This is a genomic window from Blastomonas natatoria, assembly GCF_003201955.1.
Lineage (GTDB): Bacteria > Pseudomonadota > Alphaproteobacteria > Sphingomonadales > Sphingomonadaceae > Blastomonas > Blastomonas natatoria.
Genome location: NZ_QJJM01000022.1, coordinates 1 through 24,755, shown reverse-complemented (window position 1 = coordinate 24,755; position 24,755 = coordinate 1). Strand labels below are relative to the sequence as shown.

The following is a 24,755-nucleotide window of genomic DNA, read 5'->3' as shown; positions in this document are numbered from 1 at the left end:
AATCTCGCCCGATTGGCCAGACTTCCTGTGCCGGACCTTTCCGGCATTGATGGTGGGAGGCTGGCTTTGCGCGCGCAAGGCGAGGTCAGGCAGACTCGGGCGATGCTCGGCCTAGGGCTCGTGGTGTCGCTTGGGATGGGGGTCATGGGCGGGTTACAGGTGCCGGAGCGCGCTGAAGTGCCCCTTGCGGCCTTCGGACCTTCGGCTTCGCTTACTCCTCTGATTGCACTGGGTCAGGAATGAACCTGCGTCGTATCGCCCTAGCAGCGGCGCTGATCATTGCGCTTGCGCTGATCGGGGTATGGCTCGGACGCATGCTTCAACCCGCACCGCACCATGGTGGGGCTGAACTGCACGCCCTGATCCATGGCGAGCTCGACCTGGACCCGGCGCAGGATCGTGAATTGACCACCCTCGAGCGCCAATTTGCTGCGCGGCGTGAAGCGCTCGAGGACCGGCTCAGGCGCAGCAATGCACTGCTTGGCGACGCCATCGCCGCCGAACATGAATTTGGTCCCCGCGTTTCCGCAGCGGTAGACGATACGCATGATGCGATGGGGGATCTCCAGAAAGCGACCCTCGAACATGTTTTCGCAATGCGCGCGGTGCTGCGTCCGGATCAACAGGCGCGGTTCGATGCGGTGGTCAGTAAGAGCCTCGCTGCTCAGCCGCAGTGACCCCTGACAATCTGGATGCGGCGCTCATACGCGGAGCACGGGCTGGCGATCCCGGCGCGCAACGTGCACTGGTCGAACGCTACCGTGAGACCGTGTACCGGCTTGCGCGCTCGGCGACAGGCGACACTGAGGAAGCCTTCGATATCGCGCAGGAAGCGTTCGTCGCCGCGTTTGCTGCGCTGAACCGATATGATCCCGAGCGACCTTTCAAGGCCTGGATCAGCGCCATCACGCTCAACAAATGCCGCGACTGGGCCCGTCGCCGAGCCGTCAGGCGGTTTATCGGCCTGCCGATGCCGGAACAGGCCGCGGACTGGATCGCCGATGATGCGCCTTCAGCGGAAACACTGGTCGCAGACCGCTCCGAACTCGCTGCGGCCGCCCGCGCGATCGCCAAGCTACCGGCCAGCCTGAAAGACGTTTTGATCCTGTGCACGATCGAGGGTCTGAGCCAGCAGGAGACAGCAATGACGCTGGGCATCAGCCTCAAGGCGGTCGAGACGCGGCTTTACCGTGCGCGTCAAAAATTGATGGTTTTTTTGAGGGGTGACACCGAACCGCGCGTATAGAGGTGTATGAACAGTCCTAACCTTACTCGACGTCACCTCATAGCCGCGTTTGGCGCGGCATCCGCTTTCGCCGCTACGCCGGCCTGGGCACAAGGACACAGCGTGCACCGTGGAGGCACCCACGGGAAAGGTGGGCCGCGCATCCCTGCTGGCTTTGGCGAACTGAGCGGCGACGTGATCGATCTTGCCGTTGGGAGTGGTCATCGCATTATCGAAGGCCGCCGCGGTCCCGGCATCGCGGTGAACGGAAGTGTTCCTGGCCCTCTTATCCGCCTGCGCGAGGGGCAGAATGTGCGCTTCAATGTGACCAACAACCTTGGCGACGACACCTCGATCCACTGGCATGGCCTTTTGTTGCCGTTCCAGATGGACGGGGTGCCGGGCATCAGCTTTCCTGGCATCAAGCCGGGCCAGACTTTCAATTATGAATTCTCCGTTCGGCAGGCGGGCACCTATTGGTATCACAGCCATTCTGGTTTGCAGGAGCAGTCTGGTCATTATGGCCCCATGATCATTGACCCGGCCGGTCCGGAACCGGTCGAATATGACCGTGATTACGTTCTTTTGCTAAGCGATTTCACCGTGCTCGACCCCCATTTCATTATGCAGCGGCTGCGCACTGGCGAAGGCTATTTCAATCGGCAGCAAAGCACTTGGACGGATGATTACCCGATGACCGGAGAAGAGCGCCGGATGTGGGCACAGATGCGGATGATGCCGACCGATATCATGGATATTGGCGGTAAGACTTACACCTTTCTTGCCAACGGACGTGGACCGACAGAGGGCATGGAATATCTGTTCCGCGCAGGTGAACGCATCCGGCTGCGCATCATAAATGGATCGGCGCAGAGCTTCTTCAACGTCCGCATTCCCGGCTTGCCGATGACGATCATCGCTGCGGACGGACAGAATGTGCGGCCTGTTGAAGTAGACGAGTTCCAGATCGGCACTGCCGAAATCTACGACGTCATTGTAACGCCGAGCAACGAAGATGCTTACGCCATCGTGGCAGAGTCCATGGATCGCTCTGGTATGGCGCTGGCGATGCTGGCGAGCCGCCCTGGCGTGCGCGCTGCCGTGCCGCCTTTGCGTGATCCACCGTTGCTGACGATGGGTGACATGGGGATGGACCATGGGTCAGGCGGTATGGACCATGGGTCAATGAATCATGGCGGACCTGCAGACGCTGCTGCGACGGGCGGCGCAACTGGTGCAGTTGCGGGCGAGATGGATCACGCGGCGATGGGACATGGTGCTCAGGCCAGTCAAACTGAGCCTGCCGATGGCGGCATGGAAGGCATGGCGATGGGCGGCATGAGCATGGACGGCATGAAGATGCGCGACACCACTCTGCTTCCGCCTGACGTCGAGATCGGCCCAGGGATCGACATGGTATCCATGGCACCGGTCGACAAAATGGGCGATCCTGGCCTTGGACTGCGCGACGTGCCGCACCGCGTGCTCAATTACCGGATGCTGACTGCGCTCGAACCCAATCGCGACACCCGCGAGCCGTCGCGGCTGCTTGAGCTTCACCTGACCGGCAATATGGAACGATATATGTGGTCGTTCGACGGCCGGATGTATTCCGCGGTCAGCGATGTGCCGATCCGTTTTGCGTGGAACGAGCGGGTGCGGGTGAAGCTGGTCAACAATACGATGATGGCGCACCCGATCCATCTGCACGGCATGTTCTTCGAGTTGGTCAACGGGGAAAGCGCTGCGCATCAGCCGCGCAAGAATGTCGTGATTGTGCAACCTGGCGCCAGCGCGCAATTTGATCTCACGGCCAATGAGCCCGGCGACTGGGCGTTTCACTGCCACCTGATGTATCACATGCATGGCGGGATGATGCAGACTGTGACCGTGGTCGGTCCGGGCGGCGGCGCATGAGTGTGCGGGCTGTCCTTTATGCGGCATTGCTAGGCAGCGCGGTGATTGCTGCGCCAGCAGTGGCGCAGCATCAGGGTCATGCAATGCCAATGCCTGCCCCGGCACCTGCGCCGAGCCCCACTCCTGCGCCGACGACTCCTCCCGCCGATCCCCATGCCGGGCACATCATGCCCGCTGCGCCGATGACGCCAGCGCCTACACCTACTGATCCGCATGCCGGTCACACGATGCCTGCAACACCGACAGCTCCGCCGGTTGACCCTCATGCCGGGCATGCCATGCCAGCGATGCCCGCATCCGATCCAGCAGATCCGATGGCGGATATGGATCATAGCACCATGGATCACGGCATGATGGACGACGCTGCGTCGGCATCGCCTGGACCTGACATGGAAACCCCGCCGCCGCCTGAGGCTGGAAGCGGTCCACCTCGCGCTGCCGATGCCATTTGGGGCGCCGACGCAATGCGTGCTTCGCGCGAGGATCTGCAACGCACCCACGGCGATTTCCCGGTCTTCTGGTTTCAGGGCGATCGGTTCGAAACACAAGTGCGCGGCGGCGCAGACGGCTACCTGTGGGACTTGCAAGGTTATTATGGCGGGCCGACGAGCCGGTTCTGGTTTAAGAGCGAGGGCGAAGGCACGTTTGGCGAACAGATCGAAGACGCCGAGGTTCAGGCACTCTACGCGCGTGCTATTGCGCCCTTTTGGGATCTGCAAGCGGGCGTGCGGCAAGACCTCGGTGGACCTGACACCACGCATGCAGTGATCGGCGTGCAAGGGCTTTCGCCCTATCAGTTCGAAGTCGACGGCGCCTTATTCCTGTCGCAGCGCGGCGATCTGACCGCGCGGATTGAGGGCGAGGTCGACCAGCGGATCACGCAGCGTCTGATCTTGCAACCGCGCGCCGAGGTGAACTTGTCGGCGCAGGACATTCCGCGCCTCGGCATCGGTTCAGGGATCGACTCGGTCGAGGTCGGCGTGCGGCTGCGCTACGAATTCATCCGCGAGTTTGCCCCCTATATCGGCATCGAACAAAGCTGGCGCCTCGGCGGCAGCGCCGATTACGCCCGCGCACGCGGCGAGGATCCCAGCGTCACCAACTATCTCGTCGGCATCCGTTTCTGGTTTTGAAGTAAAGGAATATCCCATGAAATTCGCTTCTGTTTTTGCCGCAATCGCAATGGTTGCCGCTCCGCTTGCAGTTCCGTCCGCTGCGCTAGCTCACACCAAGGTCGTCGCATCAACACCGGCGGAGGGAACGACTGTTGGCAGCGCGCGCGTGGTCACGCTGACATTCAATGAAGCACTGCTCCCGCCCATAGCGGCGGCAAGCATCGTGATGACCGCAATGCCGGGCATGGCGAACCACGGCGACATGGCCATCCGCAACTTCACCACTGCCTGGTCCAACGGCAACAAGACGATGACGCTCAACCTGAAAAAGCCGCTCGCCAAAGGAACCTATGAGGTGCGCTGGCAGGCTGCGGGGGCTGACGGCCATCGCATGACAGGTAAAGTCAACTTCATCATCGGCTGATATGGAAATGGGTGAGCTATCCGAACAGGTTCTGCGGTTTGCGCATTATGCGCTGCTGCTCGGCCTGTTCGGTTGGACGGCATTTCGCCTGGTGAGGCTTCGCCGACTGGATTGGGTGTCGAAAGATGAGGGGAAGGTTGCTCTCATTTTCGTCGCGATGTTTGCGCCATTGGCGTCTATTGCGCTGATGCTGGTGTCGATCGCAGCGATGATGGGCGCGCCGATTGCTTCGCTCGACTGGCCGATGACCGAAGCGATGATCGTCGGCACCGACATGGGTATGGCGTTTCTGATCCGTCTCGCGTTGCTGTTAGTCGGCCTTTGCGCGCTGTTGGCGATGCGAGGCGAAACGGCAGCCCAGTTGATTGCCGCCATTTGTTTCGGCGGGGCGCTGCTGACGCTCAGCTCGAGTGGCCATGCGGCTGCGACTGAAGGCGGTTTGGGCCTGTTCCACCGCTTGAACAATGGCGTTCATCTGCTGGCGGCCAGCCTGTGGCTGGGTGCCATGTGCTGGTTCCTGTTCCTAACAGTCAGAGTCCATCGCCAGCCTGATCTCCTGCCGGCATCTCCGCTGCTTAATGTCATGCACGCGTTTGCGCCGCTGGGCGTCGGCCTTGTTGCAACCGTTGCAGTCACAGGCATGATCAACGCACAATTGATCTTTGGTCTGGAGAACAGCGTGCCGGTCTTGACCACGCCCTACGGCTTCTTGCTGACCGCGAAAGTGGTTTTGGTTGGTGCTATGCTTGCGTTTGGCGCGCACAACGCCCGGATCGGACGGCAGGCGGCCCTGGATGGCGAGAGCGAGAGGCTGGAACCCTCAATCACTCTATCGCGCCTCCGTAGGAGCCTGGCAGGCGAGTTGATGTTGGCTGTCGTAGTGATTGGACTGGTTGCCGTGCTGGGCATGATGTCACCGGTGATGATGTAACCAAGAAGCTGATCGAGGGAGAAAGAGACGATGATCGAGGGTAAAATGATACAGCTGGCAGGGCGACGTGCTGCGTCTCTCGTTGGCATTGCAGCGATCGGACTAAGTCTGACGGCCGCGCATCCGGGGGCGCATGATGGGCCGCGAACGCCCACTTCGGCAAATCCGGAAGCGCCGGTCGATGCGGCGACACCCGTCGGCACCGTTATGGCCTTCCACGCAGCACTTGCCAGCGGCGATACGGACGCCGCGCTGACGCACCTCGCCGAAGACGTCGTAATTTTCGAATCTGGCGGCGTTGAAAATAGCCGCGCCCAATATGCTAGCCATCATCTGGAAGCCGACGCTGCTTTCAGTGCCGCGGTCCCTCGAACCTTGGTCAGCCGGACGCATGGGATGCAAGGCGATATGGCCTGGGTCATAAGTGTCGAAACGGTCTCCGGAACCTACCGCACGCGCGCGATCAACAGCCGGTCGGTCGAGACGATGATGCTCAGACAGGTGAATGGGCAATGGCGGATTGTCCACATCCACTGGTCATCCGCAGAAATCATCCGATAGAGGCTGCGGGATAGTGGCAGCAAGAAGGCCCGACTACTGGTAGCATAATTGAGGACGTCGGTGGCGGAGGGTCTCGAAATCCCGCGTAGCACTGAACGGGAGCTTTCCCGTCTTCAAGAGCTTGCACCTTCTGTTCAGCTCCCGGCCCACTTTTTGCCATTCTGCGACGCCAGGCAGACAGGCTCTGGACGTCGGCGTCTGACAGGTCCTGCCGTTGGACACGTGGATTGGGAACGACCGCTTCGTCCCACTTCTCGTCATTCCCTACGGCACAGATGGTGCACGCTAAAAGGAAAGCTACCGACCTGTCATCGCGTTTCTAGTGAGGTGCGAGGCACAGGGGCTCTCCCGAGAAATTCGGCGCTGCTGTTTCTCATACTCGAAACATCGCGCCGATGACCGACGGCGCTCCCTTTGTCGGAATGAACACCCGCGTGCGAAACGCGATAATTTCAGTGAAACAGCCAATGCTTTTGAGCCAAGGCAGCTGATCGACAGGCACCCCGACGATTTCGTAGCGCTGCTCGCCTGCAACGCGCGAGCATTTGATGGTCGCCTCGAACGGCAGCTTGATTGGGATTGTCCGGCTTTCACCGAGTGCCCTGATGATCGTATCCGGGCTCAGTTCAACGGTGGAGGCAATGTCGAATTTCTCGAGCAGCTTCGCCACATCCAGTTCGTGAACCATGCGGCCGAGCCAGCTTCGGCCCTCTTCGTCCACGATCCGCCGGACCTCCAGATAGTCGATGGGAAGGCTCGACCAGATCGGCAGGAGAAGTCCGGTTGCAAGGTACACGGTCTCTGTCGTTAGCCGTTCGGCAAGCTCCGCAACCTCGCTTTGCCACAGCTTTTCGAAAGTCCGGCCCGGGGCTTCCTCCCATGCTGATTCAGCAAGGTCATCGAAGTGGTGGTATTCGCGCCGGAGCGGACGGTGGAGGATAACCCGCCGGATCAGCTCGCCTTGCTCGGTCATGAAGTGCCGCGAAGGTTCGGCCAGGGCCGCTTTCCGACTCTTGGCATTGTGGAGCAGAATGCAGCCGTCGGCGTAATCGCGGCGCTCAAGGACACGCTCAAGCGAGATCGGCCGCGCTCTCGTCTTGAGAGCCAGCTGCAGCAAGTGTGACGTGGCACCGGTTCGCCCGTCGGTCCGCAGGACTATGTCTTCGACAACCTCGGCCTGTTCGACCCGCAGCGTTTCGACGCCGACATCGAGTGATCCGGCCTCGCGCGCTGCGGACACTCGCGCTTCGACCAACCCCAGAAATTCCTCGAAGATCGCATTCTGCATTCCGATCGGCAGCGCGAGGATGCGGTTGAGCCAGCGCTGGATCGGCGGAAGGTCCTCTTCGAGAATGCCGTCTTCCGAGACAATCTTGAGCCCGCTACGTCGCTGGAAATCGATCAGCGTTGCGCTCTTGAGCTTGCCGTCCGCCAGCAAGGCAAACCAGGTCGAGAGAGCCGCCTTGGCATATTCGCTTTCGAGATTGTCGGCAGGGTCAAACAGGTTCTGCCCGCCCGTCTGGCGTTGGCCCCGCGTCAGCGCCCCCAGGCTGTCGAGCCTGCGTGCAATGGTGCTGGTGAACCGCAGTTCCCCCTTGCAGTTCGTGGTCACAGGCCGGAACAGCGGTGTGTTGGCTTGATGGGTCCGGTGCGTTCGGCCCAGCCCCTGGATGGCTCTGTCTGCGCGCCATCCCGGCTCAAGCAGGAAGTGGATGCGCCGCTTCTGGCAAGCTGCGTCAAGGCTGGCATGGTACGATCGCCCGGTGCCACCCGCATCGCTGAAGACAAGGATTGGCTTCCTGCCGTCCATGAACTGGTCTGTTTCGGACTGGTTCGTCCGCGGCGAGCGGGTCTCGAGCCGCTGCTGGCCGTCGCTCTGGGTTATGAGCCGCTTGCTGCGCCCGGTCACCTCGGCGACCTTCTCCGGTCCATAGTACTCGATGATACCGTCCAGCGCTGGCTTGATTGGCGGCATGGCGCACAGGTGCTCGATCATCTCGCCGCGGCGGGCGATCGCAGTCTGGTTATGGACTGGACGGCCTTCCTCGTCGAACATCGGTGCCGAGCGCTGGGCGCCGGTATCATCGACGAATACCTGCATCTGTTGCGTGGGGAAGGCGCGCTCAAGGTACTCAATCACCGCGTCGAGCGGGCTGAGATCGAGGTCGAGTTCCGCCCGCTCTTCTGGCGAGAGGCTGTCGAGACGGCGATCGAGGATGCTTTCGGCGGTCGAAACCAGTTGAACGACAACAACCTCGTCGCGATCCAGATGGTGATTTATGGCAGAAATCAGCGTGGGCAGCTTCATCGACAGCAGCAGCTGGTTGAAGAACCGCTGCTTGGTGCTTTCAAACCGGCTTCGCGCTGCGGCTTTCGCACCGCTGTTGAGCGTTGTGCCGTCGATTTCATCGACGACACCGGTCAGCTCCAGCGCCTCCTCAAGGTTCTGATGAATGATCGCCCAGGCATCGGCATAAGTGTCGTAGACGGCGATCTGTTCGGCTGTCAGATCATGTTTCAGGATCTCGTATTCGACGCCTGCAAAGCTAAGCGCGCGCGCCTGATAGAGGCCCAGTGCCTTGAGGTCCCGCGACACGAGTTCCATCGCAGCGATGCCCCCTGCCCTGATCTGGCTGATGAAATCTTCCCTGTTGGCAAACGCGGTGCCGGGTCCCCACAGACCGAGCCTCACGGCATAGGCAAGGTTGTTGACCTCCGAGGCCCCGGTCGCAGAGGCATAGAGAACCCGGGCATCGGGCAAATTGTTTTGCAGCAGCACGCCGGCGATGCCCTGCAGCGATCCGCTTTTCGTGCCGCGGGCGCCCTCGCCCCCTGCAACACCGCCCATCTCGTGGCTCTCGTCGAAGGCGATGACACCGTCGAAATCCTCGCCCGCCCAATCGAGCAGCTGCTTCAGGCGGGTGGCGTCCTGATGCTGGCTGCGAAGGGTCGGGTAGGTGACGAACAGGATCCCTTCGCGAAACGGAACCGTTTGATCGATCTTCCAGTTGGAAAGCGGCTGAATGTCGGCCGCTAGCCCTCCGATAGCACTCCAGTCGCGGCGCGCGTCTTCGAGCAGGCTTTCGTTCTTCGATATCCAGATGGCCTTGCGGCGTCCCGCAAGCCAGCCATCAAGGATGCAGGCGGCGATCTGCCTGCCCTTCCCTGCCCCCGTGCCATCGCCAAGGAAATAGCCTTTGCGGTAGGCGCGCCCATGCTCGTCGAGTTGCAGGCCAACGCCTTCTTCAGCGGGAGCGAACAGGCCAGGCAGATACTGCTGCCACGCGTTCCCGGCATAGATGACAGTTTCGATCTGGGCCTCGGAAAGCAGGCTTTCCTGCAAGACCCGATCCTGCAGCGCGGGGACATAATCCGGGATGGGTGCCGGAATCGAACCCATGGCCACGCTTTCGACGAGCGGCGTCGGATGTTCGCGTGCACCAACAATGTCGACCCGGCTTGGCCGGTACGGGATGTAGACCCCGCTCTGCTCACCGAGCACGCGCGGTTTGTCTAAGGTACTGAACGCCAGCGCTGTAATCGTTGGGGCTTGGGCTACCCTCGCTTTGACGGGCTTTGTGATCGGCGTTGCGCGCATGGCTTTGAAGAGCGCACCCGGCTTTGCTTTCGGCGGCACCGCGCGCGGTTCGCAGTCGGGCTCGGCTGTCACGCGTTTGATGATTGGAACCGCAGACGCAACGTCTGTAACTGTCTGTCGCGCCAAAACTGCAGGTCTGATCTGCCCCGGGATCTTGTCGATCACGTACAAGCGCACGGCCACGCTGGTGCCCTGCTTGTGATAGCATTTATCAAGGCGGATGGATGTGCGGACCGTGCAAGAAGTAAAGGTGTCTTCGTAGATTTTCGCAAGCTTTGCGCTGGTCGTGAACCAGTCCGGCATGATCGCGACGATCCTGCCCCCCTGCTTGAGGCGCGTTATGGCAGCGCGCAGGTGACGCACCGCTGCGAACGCGTCTGCTCCTCGCCCCATTGATCGGGAGAACGGCGGGTTCATCAGGATCAGGCTTGGCTGCACAGCCGCGTCGAGATGCGAAGCCAGCATGGCCCCATCGATCCCTGCCATGGTGGCCTCGGGAAACAGCAGAGCCAGCTTTTCACGCCTGCGCGGATCGATTTCGTTGAGATGTAATGCGCTGACATCGGGCAAAGTTGCCACCAGAGCGCCATGTCCGGCGCTCGGCTCAAGAACGATATCGGTTGCAAGCGGCTGCGCCAAAATCACGCAAAGCGCTGCGAGGTCTGCGGGCGTCGAGAATTGCTGGAACCTGATCTGGTCTTCACTTCTGACCGTATGTGTCGGCAGTGCCTCGATAAGCGCACTGATCTCCGAGATCTGGTGCAGCATCTGAGGCTTGTTCAGCATTCCGGCCATGTGGCGCGTCAATGCCGCCTCGAGCAGGTCAAAGGCGTCCCTCTGGCTCCAGGTGCCGTTTGCGGAGCCCTCCCCGTAGAGCTGGCGCATCGTCTCAAACAGGCGTTGCTTGTTCGCCAGTCCGGCTGCGATGGCGTGCTGGATTTCGGTGATTGCTGCGTCCAGCTTCTGGCTGGATTGTTCAAAAAGGTCGGTCACGGTCTGCTCCTGATGCTGAACCGCATCAGGTCATCCCCCTTCCCTCTCGCCTCGGGTTTATGAGCCCGTGATCACTACGGGCTATGCGACAAGGGGTGCCCGGCAGCGACGAGGATTCGGGACCGGCACCATCCCGAAGATATCGGTTTGACTTCTACCGCCGAAAATGATCATAAAACACGAACTGGGTCGCAGAACTGCGATTCATCGAAAGGCAGACGCATGTCCTACACCGTGAACACACTGCGAAATATGACCAGATCCTGCGAAATGATGCGCGATCGGGTCAAAGCTGTGGTGTTCAAACCTGATGAACGCAAGGTCCTGGATATCACGTTTGGGCCTACGGCGGCAGCGGAATTGGTCGGAAGAACGCCTGAAGCGCTTGCCAAGGCAGAGAAGGAGGGACGTCTCGCGCCTCCGAAGCAGCTTAACAATGGCCGTCGCTATTACACGCTCGAAGACCTTACTCATATTCGCAAGGCGCTGAACATTCATCCGGGCAAGCTAGCCCATGAGAATGCGGTCGTAGTAGCCGTGCAGAATTTCAAGGGCGGCGTCGGCAAGAGTACGATTACCAAGCATTTCGCCGATTTTCTCGCACTGAACGGATATAGCGTTCTCGTGATCGACTGCGATCCGCAGGCGTCAACGACAACTATGTTCGACATCCAGCCCGAAGCACTTATCGATGAAGAGGAGACTTTAGGAAACTTCCTGTCGCCTCGCAGCACATTCGATGATTTCAGGAAGGCAATCCGAGAAACCGCTTGGCCTACAATCAAAATAGTGCCGTCAAGCCTTGGCCTGCAGGATGCAGAGTGGGACCTCACGGCAACGTTGACGGAGGGCGGACAAGCAGTGCGCGAGGGACTTCAGCGTCTCCGTATTGGCATCGACAGCATCATCAAGGACTTCGACGTCGTCTTGCTCGATCCTCCGCCGGCTATGGGGTTCCTGGGCCTCAATGTGATGGCCGCCGCAACAGGTATGCTTATCCCGGTTCCGGCAAGGCAGCTCGACTATCTTTCAACCATCCATTTCATGGACACCATCGCCGAGAATATCGAGATCCTCGAGGATCACGGAACGCCTGTTGATTACGGGTTCATTCGCGTCGTCTGCTCGGCCTACACCCCCAGCAAGCCAGGTGAAGCCGACATGTGGAAGATGATGAAGGCCACATATGCCAATTTCCTGCTGAATCAGCCGATCCTAGCTTCTGAGGAAATCAAGAATGCCACTCAAGCATTCCGGTCGATCTATGAAAGCAAGCCTTCAGCTGCGCACGCAACTTACCAGCGTTGCCGGGACAATCTCAACGCAGTCTTCGGAGAAGTTCTGAACGAAATACATGAGCAGTGGCCGTCGAAGAGCATTTCGAGACGGTCATCTGACACGGCAGGGAGTGTTGCAGCGTGAGCCGTCGTTCATTGATTGGCGAGGCCCTCGCCTCCCCTGCCCCTGACCAGCCTTCCGTCTCTGAAGCGAAGGACGCTGCAGGGGCAACCGCATCGCGCAATTTCACAACACGTCGGCTTGAAGGCTTCACGGAAGCAGCGCGGATGGTCAAGCGCCCGACCATCCGGCTCAAACCTGCAGAATGTTCGATCTGGCCGGGAAACGCCCGTGATTACGAACAGCTCACCGAACCCCGTTTGCGATCTCTGATTGAATCGATCCAAGCAGAAAACGGGAACCGCATCCCAGTAGTCGTGCGCCGGAAACAGCAAGGTGAGCTGCAGTACGAACTGATCATTGGCACAAGGCGCCACTGGGCCGTCGCGTGGCTCAACGCCAATCACTACCCGGATATCGAGCTCGTCGCGATTATCGAAGATCTCGATGACGAAGCTGCGTTCCGCCTTGCTGATATCGAGAACCGCGAGAGGGAAGATATCTCAGATTTAGAGCGCGGTTTGAACTACAAGGCAGCAGTCGATACTTATTACGATGGCCTTCAGGCCCGGCTTGCTGAACGCGTAAAGATCTCGAAATCTACGCTCGCCCGGTACATCGGCCTGACAGAGATCCCGCAAACAATCGTAAGCGCATTTGCGTCGCCAATGGAACTTCAGGTGCGGTACGGTGACAAGCTTCTTCCAGCCATACGCAACCCATCGCTGCGCCCTAGGATGGAGGAAGCAGCGAAGCAGATCGCTGCGGAGCAAAGTTTCCGGCAATCCGGAGACGAAGAGCCAATTTCTGGCCCTCAGGTTGTTGTCCGTCTGCTCAAGGCAGTTTCGGGCAGGCCTGGCCGTGCCCAGAAAGCCGTAATCGAAGCCGCAGGATCGTCCATTGGTGTCATCGAAAAGGATCGTGCACGAGGGCTCACGATAACGATCAACCCCACTGATTTGAGCGCTGACGAAATCCTCGATGCATTGCGCCCTCTGATTGAGAAGGCGAAGATTCTAAAAAGGCCTGCCCCATGAAGGAGGGTTTCGGACCCACATATGGCCATGCCTTTACCACTCTGAAAATGTGGCTTTTATCGTTTTATTTCATATGTTTAGCACACTTGTCCCACATGTGGGACAGCGGCAGATTTACTAGGCGAAGAACGTGAGCGAGAAAGATCAGTCCTCCTCCGGTCGCCGGGTGCAGTTCGAGATGTTCTTCACGCTGCCTGATTTCAGCGACATCTCGCTGCGGGACTATCAGGAGACCATGCAGCGTCCTTTCTTCAGCCTTTCGAAGAAGAAGCGCCTGAAACCCATTGAGTACCTCAGTCCGGACAAGTCGGTCACCGTCCATGTATCAGCCAACCCAGCCTATGGGATGGCGACCATCTGGGATGCAGATATCATGATCTATCTGGCGTCTCACCTCAACGAATTGCGCGAGCGGGGTGACAACGACCTGTCGCCGACCATTCGTGTTCAACCTGGCGATCTTCTCAAGCGAATCTGCTGGGGTGTAAGCGGGCGCGCCTATGAGCGACTGATCGCAGCGCTTGATCGTCTTCAGGCCACGACGATCAAGACGAACATCCGAGCAAACTCCAAATCCCGCGAGACCACATTTTCGTGGATCGATAGCTATACTCATCTCGTTGATGAGCGAACCCAGCGTTCGCTTGGGATGGAAATCACGCTTTCCAAATGGTTCTTCGACGGGGTCATGGACAAGCGAAATGTCCTTGCGATTTCGCCTTTGTATTTCGAGATAACGAGCGGACTTGGGAAATGGCTCTACCGCGCAGCTCGCAAGCACGCTGGTGGCAATGGGCCAGAAGGTTTCACGATTGGCTTCGAAACTCTTCATCAGAAAAGCGGCAGCGAAAGCTCCCTACCCTCGTTCAAGAACAAGATTCTTGAATTGGCGCGAGCTAACAACCTACCGGATATCAGTCTGGAGGTCATTGGAGCGGAGACGCCGCGCCCAAAGCTAAAGATGGTGATGCGTCGCCATCTCGAAAAACTTTCTGAAAAAACCGAGGGCAGTGGCTCTGTCACCACGGAGAGCAGAGCCCAGCGCATTCAGCGCGCAACCCTCGAAAAGGCAGCCAAGGTCAGCCCTCCGCAGGAATTCGTTGATCCTGCCCTCGTGCGCAAGCTCCTTGCAACAACGAGCGCGAGCTTGCGCCCCGAACAGCAAGCCGATGCATCAGCGGCATTGGACAGCAATGCAAGCCAATCTCAGTCACGACGAAGGGGAGGGGGGGCGCAGGACACTCTTGACCCCGAAATCTATCAGGCCATCCGTGCTGAATGTCCTGGTTGGGATCTCGATGTGCTGATGCGGCAATTCGATTCCTTTTTGAACAGCAATCCGCATGAGTTGCCAAGGAACTACTCGAAACGGTTCTACGGCTTCATGAAAAAGCACCACGAGCGCAACAAGCATACGCTTCCGGGCTTTTGAAGATCGCGACCTTCTGCAGGACTTGGTAGCGGCGCCCGGCGCGCTGGTAGAGCTGCCGCTCGGCTTCAGGCCTGATTACGCTCTGCCGCAGGCATAGCGATCTATCGTAACAATAAGAACAGTCTCATCATGCACGGCAGCTAGCCAACGTGTTTTCGGGAATCACTTCGGTTAGCCCGCTCGATCAGAGGAACGCGTCTACGTTCGGCGCCTGCTAAGAAATCGCTGACTAGGCCCAAGAGCACCCGCATAGACCCTACGGCCGTGCTTCTGCCGTCCATCTTTGACTGAAATCAGCGATCTACTGTGCAGCGCTCAAACCAGCTGGCAGATCGCCTTAGGCTCCACTTCGGTCACTGCGATCCAGAAACCCGACAGGTCGGCCTTCAAGCTGGGCGATGGAAAATGCCTCCAAAAACCATTCCTGAAAACACGTTCGACCGGAAATACCACATTTCCGAAAACACGTTCGTTTCAGCATAGGGGCAAATGGGGGATCAGAAAGTTTGGGATCGGCGCATCATATGTGAATCGGAACGCTAACTGATCCTATGGCCTCACGCTCTGAGCCGTGCTTTCAAAGTTATCAACAGGGCAGGGAGGTGGCCAACGTGTGATCGGGCATCAGATGACGTGTTATTAGAATCTGGCGGTCGTGCTATCAGAAACCGAACATCGTGTTATCAGATTCGACATAGCGACCCCGACTCGCGAGAAATCAGGAGTTTGCAGGCTGATGGCGAGCAGGTAACCTCTTAACCTTAGAATCTAAATCCCCTAACGTTTTCGCCTGCGGCGGATTTGTTATTGATTTGATTCAAGATTAAGGAAGATCGCGCTCTCGCTTAGAGAATGACCTCGCCCGAGAGACGCGCAAATTCCATAAGAATCAGACGTCCGCAACTGAGCGGCGGTCACAGCCTCAGGATCGATTCCTTGAATCACCATAGAGACCTGTGATTCAAACTTCCGATTGGCCTAGCTCCAGGCGGCTGTCGCATACTCCTCCGTATGTTAGAGCATGATCAGAACGAGTGTCACATTTGGCTCGAAGCCAAGAATCCCGATCTCAATGTTGCACGGCGCTATGCCATATCTCGGAGCCAAGACCTGTTCGGTGTTGCGATTGTTGAATTCTCGTGGGGCCGGATTGGAACGCGTGGACAGCGACGTAAGTTGTCATTCGCTGACCCGGGCAGGGCGAAAAAGTTCGTAGAGCAGCTGCTACGCCGCAGAGCGAGCTCACAAAATCGAATTGGCGTTTGTTACCGGGAAGTATTCCGGGGTCCATGACACGTTCACGTGTCCGTTCGGACGATTGCGCCATCGGAAGTTCGAAGACTGGCCATGCCGGCAGTCACCATAGCCGCAACTGATTGTGACGCGGTTCGCTTGGTCACCTCAAGGCCTCTGGCAAGCTCCGCACGGGTAAGAGGTCCGATGCCGGCTACAAGACGCCAAGCCAGGGGAGCCGTCGACGAGGCGTAGAGGCCTGAAAGTGCTCCCTCAGCCTGCAGGTGAGCCCTTTGCATGGCACGGAGGTCTGAGGCTGCACTCTCGGCAGCAGCCTGAAGCGCACGACGTAATAGGACGGGCAGGGGATCCTCGTGGAGTTCGCGGAACAGGGCCCGCGGCATGACCCCAGCAAGCGCCATTGGCGCCGACCCCAGCCCAAACAAGTGTGGGCGCATGGCGGCCGCAAGCGACGCAGCCCAGGCCGCCCCCCGGGGCGCCAAACGTGTGACCGCGAACCCACTGACCTGGATGATCTCGCTGCCGCCTTCAAGAAAGTCGATTTCCTCAGTTCGCAGTTCCGCCAGCCATTCAAGGAGGGTGCCCATTGGATCGCTGGTCGGCAGCAGCGCATCGAGCCGTTCGAGCGCGCGATCAGCAGGCCTGTATGTCTCGCTGAATCCTTCGGAGTGACTTTTCGCGGCCATGACCAGCTTGGCAGCATGGGCGAGAGGAGGGTGACCTCGCCGGCTGATCCACGACAAGAACTGACGGCGTTCTTCGGAGTACCACGAGCGCACAAGCTCATCGGCCTCAAGCCCCGGATTGTGTTCAATTCCAAGATTATCAAACGGATAGTCGCGCACATGCACGCGCCAGAGCCGCCGGAGTGAGGCCAGCGCAAGGCATTGGGAAAGCTCGGGTGAGATGAAGGGGAGGGCGCCTTCGATGCGGGCAAGCGTCAGTTGCCAAGGTGCTGGGGCAGATACCATCAGCCAGATAGTATATAAATGGCTTAAAAAGTATACCCAGCTTGTACGGTGGATTTGCTGTCCGATAAGAGCCCTTCACGGACGACACGCTATTCTATATAGAGCAGCCGAAATTTGCGGCGATGTCACCCGCGCCCGAAGGCAGGGGTTAGGCACAGCAGCGGCATTGAAGCCTCAGGAGTGTTGCCTTGGACGATCACAGCAGAATGGCCTTGGGGCTTTCAGATGAAGCAGCGCTCGCGCCGCTGGGGAATGCGATCCCGCCGCAGCTCGCGGCAGAGATCGAAGCGGCCAGCTCATACCGGGCGCGCTCCAAGGCGGCCAACACTGTGCGGGCCTATGACAGCGACTGGCGGCAGTTCGAGGAATGGTGCTGGACGCGCGATCTTGAGCCTATGCCGGCCATGCCAGAGGCAGTGGCCACATACCTTGCTTCGCTGGCGCAGGCGGGGAGGGCGGACAGTACCATCGGACGGCACCTTGCGGCCATTGCCTGGCACCACAGGCAGGCGGGACAGGCCGCACCCCAGCACCGCGATCCGCGTGATGTCATTAGCGACACACTTGCAGGGATCCGTCGCGAGCAGCGCGCGCGGCCGACGCGTAAGAAGCGCGCAATTCTGGCGGCTGATTTGGCGCGGATGATTGCAGCTGCTGAAGGGCAGAGTCCGCGGGCGGTCCGCGACCGGGCGGTCCTGGCACTTGGGCTGGCGGCGGCGCTGCGGCGTTCCGAACTGGTCGCGCTACAGCTGGCTGACCTCGAGCTGGTGCGGGAAGGGCTCAAGCTGACGATTAGGCATTCCAAAACCGACCAGGAAGGGGAAGGACAGGTCATTGCGGTGCCGTCGGGCAAGGTTCTCAAGCCCGGTCCCCGCCTCAACGAATGGCTCAGCGTAAGGGGAGGGGAGGCTGGTCCTTTGTTCTACCGCACCGACGCACAAGGGATGATGACCAAGGAGCCCATGTCAGATCGCTCGGTTGCCCGCCTGATCCAGCGCTACGCCGAAAAGGTTGGGCTCGATCCTGCCGCAGTCGGTGCGCACTCGCTTCGCTCAGGGTTCCTGACCGAGGCAGCCAAAGCCGGTGCGTCATTGCCGAAGATGCAGGAGGTGTCGCGGCAGAAAAAGGTCGAGGTGCTGCTTGGCTACGTCAGGGACGCTGCTCTGTTTGAGAATCATGCGGGCGAGAGATTTTTGTAGCGAGAATGCCGGAATCCTAGGGAAGCATTAATCCCTCACGATGAACAGCTATCGTTCGCAATGCCTGCAAGTAGGACTTTCTGACCGTTCCCGGAATCTATGTCGCATGTCGGGTTTCGACAGGCACCGGCGCCTGTTGTTGGCCTTGACCCGGCACTCCCCTTAGTCTGTTCAAACAAACTGCATGGGTCTGGCCACATTTAAGTTTGCGCTATATGTCTTTCATAGTCAGCAGCGCTCCTTCTGACTTATGGCGTGAAGCGTCCCTCTTGATTTGATAGTGTCTTTGCGAGGTCAACGCCGTCAGAAATTTGAGACAAGGGGATTGCCCGGCATGACCGCCACATGTTCGCGCAGCGACTTGCACTTCGTCCTCGGCCTGCCGACCGCAGAGTCAGCGCTCCTCTACCTGTTGAGGCGCCTGCCGCCCGAAGGCGCGCATTCGGGTCTTTCCGGCAAGGACGATTATACCTTTCGCTGCCGCATGGTGCAGTTGACGAGAACCTTCCTGATTCGTCGTCTCAACCAAGGTGCGGTGCAATGACCAGGCTGACCTCAGAGCAGCTCGGCGATGCCGGCGAAGATCTCTTCCGGTTGTTGTGTTCGCAAGCGCAGTTGATCCCCAAGGGGTTTGGTGTCGTCGTTAAGAAGGAAGGAGCGAACCAATGCCCAGTCAGCTGCCGAGGCCGCAGCAGTGGAGCGTACGACCGGGAATTATGCCTATGGCAACGAGAGCTATATGAACCTCTCGAGCTCCAACCGGCAGTCTGACCAGTGGAACACGGCGCCGTCTTTCTCCGGGGGTGCGCCGATCATGTCGAGCGTAGGTGCGAATGCCGCGATAACCCGAACAACATCAGATGGGTCGACGATTTACGATACCTCACCTGCGATGAGCCGTGGAACCGATGCCAACCAGAGCCAAGGCTTCGACTCCTCTACATCGGATAATCGGTCGAATGGATCCAACGCAACGCAGGACAGCGGCAGCTATTCGCAGAGTGGCAGCTTCAGCCGGAGCGAAGGGTACTCTGAAAAGGCATTTTCCCGTGAACAGGCTCTTGAGGACGTTCGGCGGATTGATAAGCGCATTGCGGCGATCGAGGAGGTCTCGAAATCCCTCAGCAGCAACACCTCAAGTAGGGATGGCTATGGGTCCAATCTCTCCTTTGACCTCAGCCAGATTATCGCAAGCCGGTACCAGGAAAAGGCGGCTGAACTTGGTCTGACAGCACCGAGTCTGGCACGTACTGATCTTAGCCCCCAGGAGCAGGCGACTGCTGAAGTGGTCGCGCGGGCGATCATCGCCGACTATTATGATCAGCGAGTGGCGCCGTTCAACGATCTGATCCCAGAACCTGGTTCGCTTGTGGGCAATGTCTCGGGTCCGGGCTCATTTACCGAAGCAGACTTACGCGGACAGGGTCCCCGTCGTTCAGCCGGATCACCGCGCAATCTTGTCGAGGGGTCATCAGACAGCACGATCGGCGATAGAATTGAGGAAGGCGGTAAGACTCTGGGTCAGCGCTATGAGACCAATGTGACGCGATCCGGCCAGCGCCGGCAGGATTTTCAGCAGGATCGGAAAGGCGAGGGTGGGGCCGACGATCGGTTCAATGAACGCTTCTATGACAAAGATCAGCGTTGATTGCCTGGGTGTTGGAACATCTCACGAGGTTACCAGCTGAGAAAAGCGACCACGAGAAAGGCAATCGACAGCAGCAAGGCAATAATTGAACTGGTGCGTGTTGTGGATCCGCCATAATTCAGATGGCCGGTCGATGCGTCAAAATCACCGATGCGGGTAAGATGGTCACTGGGCGGATAACCGCGAGATGGGTCACCCGTTCTGTAGTAGTGCTCTATCGGTCCATCGTTGCCGTGCGGGTCTAGGAATCCCATCGCCGTTCTCCTAGCCTTGCCGTAGCGTTTTTACGCCAAAAAGACAATCATAGGTTCAACGTTGCGAGGGGTTAGGAGTCGATTGCCGATTCGATTTGTATCAGCGATTGCGTGGGGCGCCAGAATCATACCAGAAGGGGAGCGGTTACGCTGAATTCAAGCGAGCCGTTGAGAGCATGTTATCGAAGACTGACGCGACATATCTCGATCTTCGAGAGCGCATTCTATTTGGCGAGCTCAAGCCTGGAGCACCATACTCTGCCCAGGACATGGCTGCGCAGTACGGGCTTCATATCAATATGGCGCGCAGATTGTTGGTCGCTTTGAAGATTGGCGGATATTCGCGGCGCTTGCCGAATTCGAGCGTGAGCTGATTGTCGAGCGCACGAGGGCTGGCATTGCTGCTGCGAGGGCGAGAGGCCAGCACTGCGGACGTCGACCCAAGCTGACCCTAAAGGAGATCCGTCTGCTCCATAAGGCCATGGGCGATCGCCGGAAACGCGTCATCGATGTCATCAAAGAGTTCGGCATCTCGAGGGCGACGGCGTATCGCTATATTGGCCCGAAAGGCGAACTTCGTGAATTTGCCAAGCGCGTGCTGGAGATGCAGGGGGAGGGGCGGGGGAAACGGTCGTAGGCAGCGTGGCCTGCCCGATAGGTGTGGGTGGGGCCGGGGATCGGCAAATTGCATATGCTGAGACAAATTCATTGAGACATTGATATGCGTGGGCATATTGTCATTGATCCGGCGGCGCTCCTTATGATATGCAGCAGCATATAGCCTAAAGGGTGTATATGCCGGGATGGATATATGAGCGCGGGCATTGAGGAAATAGCGGCGAGCATCCGAGAGGCACGCATCGCCAAGGCTCTGACCCAGAAGGAACTGGGGCTGCGCGTTGGCTTGCCTCAAAGCCATATCTCCAAGATCGAAAAGGGCACGGTTGACCTCAAGCTGTCGAGCCTCGTCGAGATTGCACGTGCGCTCGAGCTTGAGATCATGCTCGTGCCGCGCAAGGCTTTGCCCGCGGTCGAAGGCGCGGTGCGCGCACATGGCACGTCCGTCGAGACAAGCCGGGCGCTGAGCCTACTCAACGAACAGGCGCAAATTGCAGAACGGATCAAGGCCAGCTTTCCAGACCTCTCGCAGGTTGAAAGCTTCCAGCATGCGATCCGGAGCATCTCCACACTGCAATTCGATGCAGCCCGCTTGAAAGCGCTCGATGAGGCCTTGCAGCCAGCGAAGCGGCTGAAGGCGATCATCGATGCGCAGGGCGGGGCGGCCGCTCTCGCCAAGCGCCTGAAGGAGGCGACATCGGCTCTCCGGCATTTCCGCAACATTCAGTTGTGCAATGCGCCATTGAACGAGACTGCACGCCAGCGGCCCGCCTACCGGCTAGAGGAGGATGACGGATGATTGATGCCGCCGCCCTCGACATTCTCCTGAATGATCGCCGCATCGGTACGCTTGCCCGCCTCGATGGCGATCGCAGCATCTTCACGTTCGATGAGGCCTACCTTGCCGACGAGGAGCGCCCGACGCTCTCGCTGGCCTACCGGGACCAATATGGCGCGATCATCAATGCGCCGCGGGCCTATCAGACGCAGATCGAGCCGTTCTTCTCGAACCTTCTGCCCGAAGGGACGCTGCGCGATTATCTTGCGCGGCGCGCAGGCATCAAGTCCGTCCGTGAATATCTCCTTCTCGCACAGCTCGGCGGAGACTTGCCAGGCGCGGTCAAAGCCGTGCCTGTCGGGGCACGTGACGCTCCCCCGGCAGAGGTGGACGAAGAAGGTGTCGTCGCTGAAGCCAAGCGCGCGTTGCGCTTCTCGCTTGCAGGCGTTCAGCTCAAGTTTTCCGCCCTGAAGAACAGGGGCAAGAATGGTGGCCTTACCATTCCGGTGAGCGGCATGGGCGGTGACTGGATCGTCAAGCTTCCCTCGGCCCGTCATCCCGACGTTCCGGAGAATGAATTCGCCGCCATGAGCCTGGCCGCCAAGCTCGGGATCGATGTTCCCGAGATCGATCTTGTGCCGCTGGAAGCGATCGACGGATTACCCGATGGGATCACCCGATACGGGGCGTCAGCCTACGCCATCCGCCGTTTCGACCGGACCGATGCCGGACCCGTCCACATCGAGGATTTCGCGCAAGTCTTTGGGGTCTACGCCGACGACAAATACGAGAACGCAAGCTACCGACAAATCCTGTCGGTCCTCGCGATCGAAGCCGATGAGGCAAGTGCGGTCGAATTCGTCCGCCGCCTCACCTACGCGGTGCTGATCGGCAATGGTGACATGCATCTGAAGAACTGGTCTCTGGTCTATCCCGATCAGCGTCGACCGATCCTCGCGCCAGCCTACGATCTTCTCTCGACCGTGGCCTATATCCCCCAGGAGGACTCCGCCCTCAAATTCCACCGGTCACGCCAATGGGAGTCCTTCACCTACCTCGAACTGGAGACGATCGCCGACAAGGCACGGCTGCCCTCGCACCTCGTCATCGCGGCGGCGAAGGAAACCGTCGAGCGCTTTGACGCGCTTTGGGACCAGGAAAAGACGCATCTCCCGTTCTCGGGCGAGGTCATTGCCGCCATCGACCGGCACAGAAAGCGCCTCATAGTCTGAACCAGCTGAAACCGAATGACCGTCCGATGCGGTCAGTGATTTGCGTCTTCGGTCCGGATGAGAGCTGTCTCATGCCGGAAATCTGCGCCCTGCTTTCGGAAGCCGTGCAAGGTTGAGCTTCCGAACTACGTATACAAATTTCGGACAGTGCAGTTTGCCAAGAGCCGCCGACGCAGGCTGCTAGACGCAACGTGATCTGCTAGCAATCATGCTGCGTAGCCGAGGAACTCGTCATGCTCATGGCGTTCGACAGTCCATCGCTGTGCACCGAGAGGTCGCTCGCGAGATTGGCAGGCTGTCAGCCATAGCCGCATTTTGGCGCGCGAGATCCCGACGAAATAGGCAGCCCGTTCCGCCGCAGCGTCACCCCAGAACGTCTCTTCCTCGACCCCAAGAATAACGACCGTATCAAATTCGAGCCCCTTGCTTTTGTGAACCGACATGATGCGGACGGCGTTGTCGCCGGAAAAGGACGCCAATGCCGTCGCAGAATCCGCGTTGTTCTTCAGCAGCAGATGGACGCGTTCGAGCACCTGCTCGATCAACTGATCGAGCAGGCCACCATGCGCATAGTCCGACGATAGAGCTATCAGATTGTCGCGCCCCACGGCGCCGACCAATGCAGCGACGAGCGTCTGCAGGTCGTCTAGGTCCGCGAGGTCGATGTCCCCCTCTGCGACCTGCCGCCTCGTTTCCGTGACGAAGCGGTTCCACCGCGAGCGCAGCTGATATTCGCGCTCCTCGTCATGACCATGGTTGAACACGACAAAATCCAGCAAGCGGCGATACGCTGCCGGCTGACGCGTGCCACTAGCGATCAAGAAGAAGTCTATGAGCAGGCAGGCGGCAGGCTCCGACGCCAGATCCTGCACCTGGTCTTCTTCGCGGAAAGGTATATCAGCTGCCGCGAACGCAGCCGTGAGACGCTGGCAATATAGCCCCTGCTGCTTGCTGACGAGGATCGCGATCTCCGAAGGCTCGACGCCATCGTCGATCAGGGCCTTGAGGCGGTCACTTCGCTGCTTGCCATCGCCGCATTTGCCTGCGTGCGTCCCGTCACCTCGCGAAACTTCTCATGATATCTCGGGTGCTCGGTGCCCATCCATTTGTCCCACCACGTGAAATAGAGCCCAAAATTGGAGTTGAAGCCGCCGTTATGGTGCAAGTCGTGGTGCACCGTGGTGTTGATCCAGCGGGTCAGCGGGGTATCCAGCCACCAGCGCGGGAAGAATTCGAACCCGGCATGCCCCATTGCATTGCGGATGATCTGGAAATTCAGCCATACCACCATCACCCACCCCGGCGTCGGCACGAAAAAGAGCCACAGCGGCACAAACAGGAACATCGCCGCCGCTTCCGGCATGGCAAAGCTGTATGCGGCCCAAGGCGTCGGGGTGATTGAACGGTGGTGCGCGCGGTGGAAATGCCGGAACAGGCGCGGGTGGTGCATCAGGCGGTGCGCCCAGTAGAAATAGGCATCATGCGCGATGATGATCGCGGCAAGGATCAGCAAATCAACCCCGATGCCGAAGCTGACGCCGAAGACGTCGTAGAATATCCCTTCCTCGCGGCCCCAGATTAGAAAGCACGCCCCGATCATATAGACAAACACCGACTGTGCCGATTGCGCGACCTCGCGCCGCATATCAGCGGCGGTGGCTTCGCGCTTCTGGATCTTGCGCACAGTCAGCACCGTGCGCCGCAGCATACACACCAACACAAAGGTGACCGACGCGGCGATCAGATAGCGCGACCCGTCGATGGCGAAGATATAGAGCCCTTTTTCGAGAAGGATATCGAGCGGGGGAATTCCAGTGGTCATGGCGGCGACTTTCTTGCAGGTGATTGTCGCTCTCTGCCCGCATCCAGTAGCTGCTGCGTTGCCTTGTCCGTATCCGGTTAGCCGATTCCGGAATCGGTCAGGTGGCGGGCGCGATATTCGCTGGGGGTCATGCCTTCGGCCTCGCGGAACGCACGATTGAAGGGGCCGAGCGAGCCGAACCCTGCGTCCAGCGCGATGGTGATGATCGGCACATCGCGCTGCGAACGGTCGGCCAGCGCGGACTTCACCTCTGAGAGCCTGATCCGAAATTAAGTTGAGTGGTGCCAGTGGGTTAGCTTGACGCCAGCCCAAGTCGTTGATTCAGGTGGTTTTGCGAAGACTACCGGA

General features: G+C 59.2%; 24 protein-coding genes. 18 read left to right on the top strand and 6 right to left on the bottom strand.

The features are described from left to right. From C7451_RS20140 to C7451_RS18380, 8 genes are all read left to right on the top strand, one after another. Nucleotides 1–243 (top strand): hypothetical protein (locus tag C7451_RS20140; RefSeq protein ID WP_208625256.1); only part of this gene is annotated, 243 nt, incomplete at its 5' end. Beyond that, nucleotides 240–677: a periplasmic heavy metal sensor gene (locus C7451_RS18410; RefSeq protein WP_067404586.1), complete on the top strand. Its 438-nt coding sequence runs from the start codon at nucleotides 240–242 to the stop codon at nucleotides 675–677. The genes C7451_RS20140 and C7451_RS18410, both read left to right, overlap by 4 nt. After that, nucleotides 674–1,246 (top strand): RNA polymerase sigma factor, encoded by a 573-nt coding sequence (locus C7451_RS18405; protein ID WP_067404584.1) that lies wholly within the window; start codon nucleotides 674–676, stop codon nucleotides 1,244–1,246. The genes C7451_RS18410 and C7451_RS18405 overlap by 4 nt, the downstream gene beginning before the upstream one ends. Before the next feature lie 6 nt (nucleotides 1,247–1,252). Further along, nucleotides 1,253–3,142: a copper resistance system multicopper oxidase gene (locus C7451_RS18400; protein ID WP_082744481.1), complete on the top strand. Its 1,890-nt coding sequence runs from the start codon at nucleotides 1,253–1,255 to the stop codon at nucleotides 3,140–3,142. After that, nucleotides 3,139–4,275 (top strand): copper resistance protein B, encoded by a 1,137-nt coding sequence (locus C7451_RS18395; protein ID WP_110300345.1) that lies wholly within the window; start codon nucleotides 3,139–3,141, stop codon nucleotides 4,273–4,275. The genes C7451_RS18400 and C7451_RS18395 overlap by 4 nt, the downstream gene beginning before the upstream one ends. A 16-nt stretch (nucleotides 4,276–4,291) precedes the next feature. Then, nucleotides 4,292–4,681 carry a copper resistance protein CopC gene (locus C7451_RS18390; RefSeq protein WP_110300344.1) on the top strand — a complete coding sequence of 130 codons (390 nt, stop codon included), beginning with the start codon at nucleotides 4,292–4,294 and terminating at the stop codon, nucleotides 4,679–4,681. 1 nt (nucleotide 4,682) lies between these two features. Then, nucleotides 4,683–5,612 (top strand): CopD family protein, encoded by a 930-nt coding sequence (locus tag C7451_RS18385; protein ID WP_110300343.1) that lies wholly within the window; start codon nucleotides 4,683–4,685, stop codon nucleotides 5,610–5,612. Nucleotides 5,613–5,642: 30 nt separating this feature from the next. Then, entirely contained in the window at nucleotides 5,643–6,173 is a 531-nt protein-coding gene (locus C7451_RS18380) for a YybH family protein (RefSeq protein WP_110300342.1), read from the top strand. 373 nt (nucleotides 6,174–6,546) lie between these two features. Here C7451_RS18380 and C7451_RS18375 read toward each other — a convergent pair whose 3' ends face one another. Further along, nucleotides 6,547–10,764 carry a strawberry notch family protein gene (locus tag C7451_RS18375; RefSeq protein WP_425266510.1) on the bottom strand — a complete coding sequence of 1,406 codons (4,218 nt, stop codon included), beginning with the start codon at nucleotides 10,762–10,764 and terminating at the stop codon, nucleotides 6,547–6,549. Nucleotides 10,765–10,986: 222 nt separating this feature from the next. Here C7451_RS18375 and C7451_RS18370 point away from each other — a divergent pair, with 222 nt between their 5' ends. The 4 genes from C7451_RS18370 to C7451_RS18355 all read left to right on the top strand — a co-directional run bounded on the left by C7451_RS18370 (nucleotide 10,987) and on the right by C7451_RS18355 (nucleotide 15,924). Beyond that, complete coding sequence (locus C7451_RS18370) at nucleotides 10,987–12,186, top strand: AAA family ATPase (protein ID WP_058803372.1); 1,200 nt, start codon at nucleotides 10,987–10,989, stop codon at nucleotides 12,184–12,186. Continuing rightward, complete coding sequence (locus C7451_RS18365; RefSeq protein ID WP_058803371.1) at nucleotides 12,183–13,199, top strand: ParB/RepB/Spo0J family partition protein; 1,017 nt, start codon at nucleotides 12,183–12,185, stop codon at nucleotides 13,197–13,199. The genes C7451_RS18370 and C7451_RS18365 overlap by 4 nt, the downstream gene beginning before the upstream one ends. Before the next feature lie 178 nt (nucleotides 13,200–13,377). Then, nucleotides 13,378–14,631, top strand: coding sequence for a replication initiator protein A (locus C7451_RS18360; RefSeq protein WP_082745399.1), 1,254 nt, complete (start codon nucleotides 13,378–13,380; stop codon nucleotides 14,629–14,631). Between the two features lie 1,011 nt (nucleotides 14,632–15,642). Next, entirely contained in the window at nucleotides 15,643–15,924 is a 282-nt protein-coding gene (locus C7451_RS18355) for a WGR domain-containing protein (protein ID WP_082396445.1), read from the top strand. A gap of 5 nt (nucleotides 15,925–15,929) precedes the next feature. Here C7451_RS18355 and C7451_RS18350 read toward each other — a convergent pair whose 3' ends face one another. Then, the gene (locus tag C7451_RS18350; protein WP_067489600.1) at nucleotides 15,930–16,856 is read right to left on the bottom strand and encodes a hypothetical protein; all 927 of its coding nucleotides are present in this window, start codon (nucleotides 16,854–16,856) and stop codon (nucleotides 15,930–15,932) included. Nucleotides 16,857–17,044: 188 nt separating this feature from the next. On the opposite strand from C7451_RS18350, the gene C7451_RS18345 reads away from it, so the two are divergent. The 3 genes from C7451_RS18345 to C7451_RS18330 all read left to right on the top strand — a co-directional run bounded on the left by C7451_RS18345 (nucleotide 17,045) and on the right by C7451_RS18330 (nucleotide 19,703). Continuing rightward, a complete protein-coding gene (locus tag C7451_RS18345) occupies nucleotides 17,045–18,055 on the top strand; it encodes a tyrosine-type recombinase/integrase (protein WP_244182032.1) in 1,011 nt (336 codons plus the stop codon). A gap of 334 nt (nucleotides 18,056–18,389) precedes the next feature. Beyond that, nucleotides 18,390–18,599 (top strand): hypothetical protein, encoded by a 210-nt coding sequence (locus tag C7451_RS18340; RefSeq protein WP_110300340.1) that lies wholly within the window; start codon nucleotides 18,390–18,392, stop codon nucleotides 18,597–18,599. A gap of 195 nt (nucleotides 18,600–18,794) precedes the next feature. Next, on the top strand, nucleotides 18,795–19,703 hold the full coding sequence (locus C7451_RS18330) for a hypothetical protein (protein WP_146215420.1): 909 nt from the start codon (nucleotides 18,795–18,797) through the stop codon (nucleotides 19,701–19,703). Nucleotides 19,704–19,732: 29 nt separating this feature from the next. Here the strand turns inward: C7451_RS18330 and C7451_RS19840 are convergent, their stop codons facing one another. Then, nucleotides 19,733–19,957 carry a hypothetical protein gene (locus C7451_RS19840; RefSeq protein WP_146215419.1) on the bottom strand — a complete coding sequence of 75 codons (225 nt, stop codon included), beginning with the start codon at nucleotides 19,955–19,957 and terminating at the stop codon, nucleotides 19,733–19,735. Between the two features lie 199 nt (nucleotides 19,958–20,156). Here C7451_RS19840 and C7451_RS20440 point away from each other — a divergent pair, with 199 nt between their 5' ends. The 3 genes from C7451_RS20440 (at nucleotide 20,157) to C7451_RS18315 (ending at nucleotide 22,585) form a co-directional block, all read left to right on the top strand. Next, complete coding sequence (locus tag C7451_RS20440) at nucleotides 20,157–20,594, top strand: recombinase family protein (RefSeq protein WP_110300337.1); 438 nt, start codon at nucleotides 20,157–20,159, stop codon at nucleotides 20,592–20,594. Between the two features lie 174 nt (nucleotides 20,595–20,768). Further along, nucleotides 20,769–21,374: a helix-turn-helix domain-containing protein gene (locus C7451_RS18320; protein WP_110300336.1), complete on the top strand. Its 606-nt coding sequence runs from the start codon at nucleotides 20,769–20,771 to the stop codon at nucleotides 21,372–21,374. Then, nucleotides 21,371–22,585: a type II toxin-antitoxin system HipA family toxin gene (locus C7451_RS18315; RefSeq protein ID WP_110300335.1), complete on the top strand. Its 1,215-nt coding sequence runs from the start codon at nucleotides 21,371–21,373 to the stop codon at nucleotides 22,583–22,585. The genes C7451_RS18320 and C7451_RS18315 overlap by 4 nt, the downstream gene beginning before the upstream one ends. A 206-nt stretch (nucleotides 22,586–22,791) precedes the next feature. Here the strand turns inward: C7451_RS18315 and C7451_RS18310 are convergent, their stop codons facing one another. The 3 genes from C7451_RS18310 to C7451_RS18300 all read right to left on the bottom strand — a co-directional run bounded on the left by C7451_RS18310 (nucleotide 22,792) and on the right by C7451_RS18300 (nucleotide 24,670). Further along, entirely contained in the window at nucleotides 22,792–23,457 is a 666-nt protein-coding gene (locus C7451_RS18310; protein WP_244182031.1) for a 3'-5' exonuclease, read from the bottom strand. A 122-nt stretch (nucleotides 23,458–23,579) separates the two neighbouring features. Further along, entirely contained in the window at nucleotides 23,580–24,407 is an 828-nt protein-coding gene (locus C7451_RS18305; protein ID WP_244182030.1) for a sterol desaturase family protein, read from the bottom strand. 77 nt (nucleotides 24,408–24,484) lie between these two features. Further along, on the bottom strand, nucleotides 24,485–24,670 hold the full coding sequence (locus C7451_RS18300; RefSeq protein ID WP_110300333.1) for a helix-turn-helix domain-containing protein: 186 nt from the start codon (nucleotides 24,668–24,670) through the stop codon (nucleotides 24,485–24,487). Between the last annotated feature and the right edge of the window lie 85 nt (nucleotides 24,671–24,755).

Bases quoted from the DNA above. Each gene is read 5' to 3' on its own strand.
- C7451_RS18305 (WP_244182030.1), bottom strand. From the start codon at position 24,407: ATGACCACTGGAATTCCCCCGCTCGATATCCTTCTCGAAAAAGGGCTC.
- C7451_RS18380 (WP_110300342.1), top strand. From the start codon at position 5,643: ATGATCGAGGGTAAAATGATACAGCTGGCAGGGCGACGTGCTGCGTCT.
- C7451_RS18355 (WP_082396445.1), top strand. From the start codon at position 15,643: ATGTTAGAGCATGATCAGAACGAGTGTCACATTTGGCTCGAAGCCAAG.
- C7451_RS18320 (WP_110300336.1), top strand. From the start codon at position 20,769: ATGAGCGCGGGCATTGAGGAAATAGCGGCGAGCATCCGAGAGGCACGC.
- C7451_RS18385 (WP_110300343.1), top strand. From the start codon at position 4,683: ATGGAAATGGGTGAGCTATCCGAACAGGTTCTGCGGTTTGCGCATTAT.
- C7451_RS18370 (WP_058803372.1), top strand. From the start codon at position 10,987: ATGTCCTACACCGTGAACACACTGCGAAATATGACCAGATCCTGCGAA.
- C7451_RS18400 (WP_082744481.1), top strand. From the start codon at position 1,253: ATGAACAGTCCTAACCTTACTCGACGTCACCTCATAGCCGCGTTTGGC.
- C7451_RS18395 (WP_110300345.1), top strand. From the start codon at position 3,139: ATGAGTGTGCGGGCTGTCCTTTATGCGGCATTGCTAGGCAGCGCGGTG.
- C7451_RS18360 (WP_082745399.1), top strand. From the start codon at position 13,378: ATGTTCTTCACGCTGCCTGATTTCAGCGACATCTCGCTGCGGGACTAT.
- C7451_RS18340 (WP_110300340.1), top strand. From the start codon at position 18,390: ATGACCGCCACATGTTCGCGCAGCGACTTGCACTTCGTCCTCGGCCTG.
- C7451_RS19840 (WP_146215419.1), bottom strand. From the start codon at position 19,957: ATGGGATTCCTAGACCCGCACGGCAACGATGGACCGATAGAGCACTAC.
- C7451_RS18330 (WP_146215420.1), top strand. From the start codon at position 18,795: ATGAACCTCTCGAGCTCCAACCGGCAGTCTGACCAGTGGAACACGGCG.
- C7451_RS18350 (WP_067489600.1), bottom strand. From the start codon at position 16,856: ATGGTATCTGCCCCAGCACCTTGGCAACTGACGCTTGCCCGCATCGAA.
- C7451_RS18390 (WP_110300344.1), top strand. From the start codon at position 4,292: ATGAAATTCGCTTCTGTTTTTGCCGCAATCGCAATGGTTGCCGCTCCG.
- C7451_RS18315 (WP_110300335.1), top strand. From the start codon at position 21,371: ATGATTGATGCCGCCGCCCTCGACATTCTCCTGAATGATCGCCGCATC.
- C7451_RS18410 (WP_067404586.1), top strand. From the start codon at position 240: ATGAACCTGCGTCGTATCGCCCTAGCAGCGGCGCTGATCATTGCGCTT.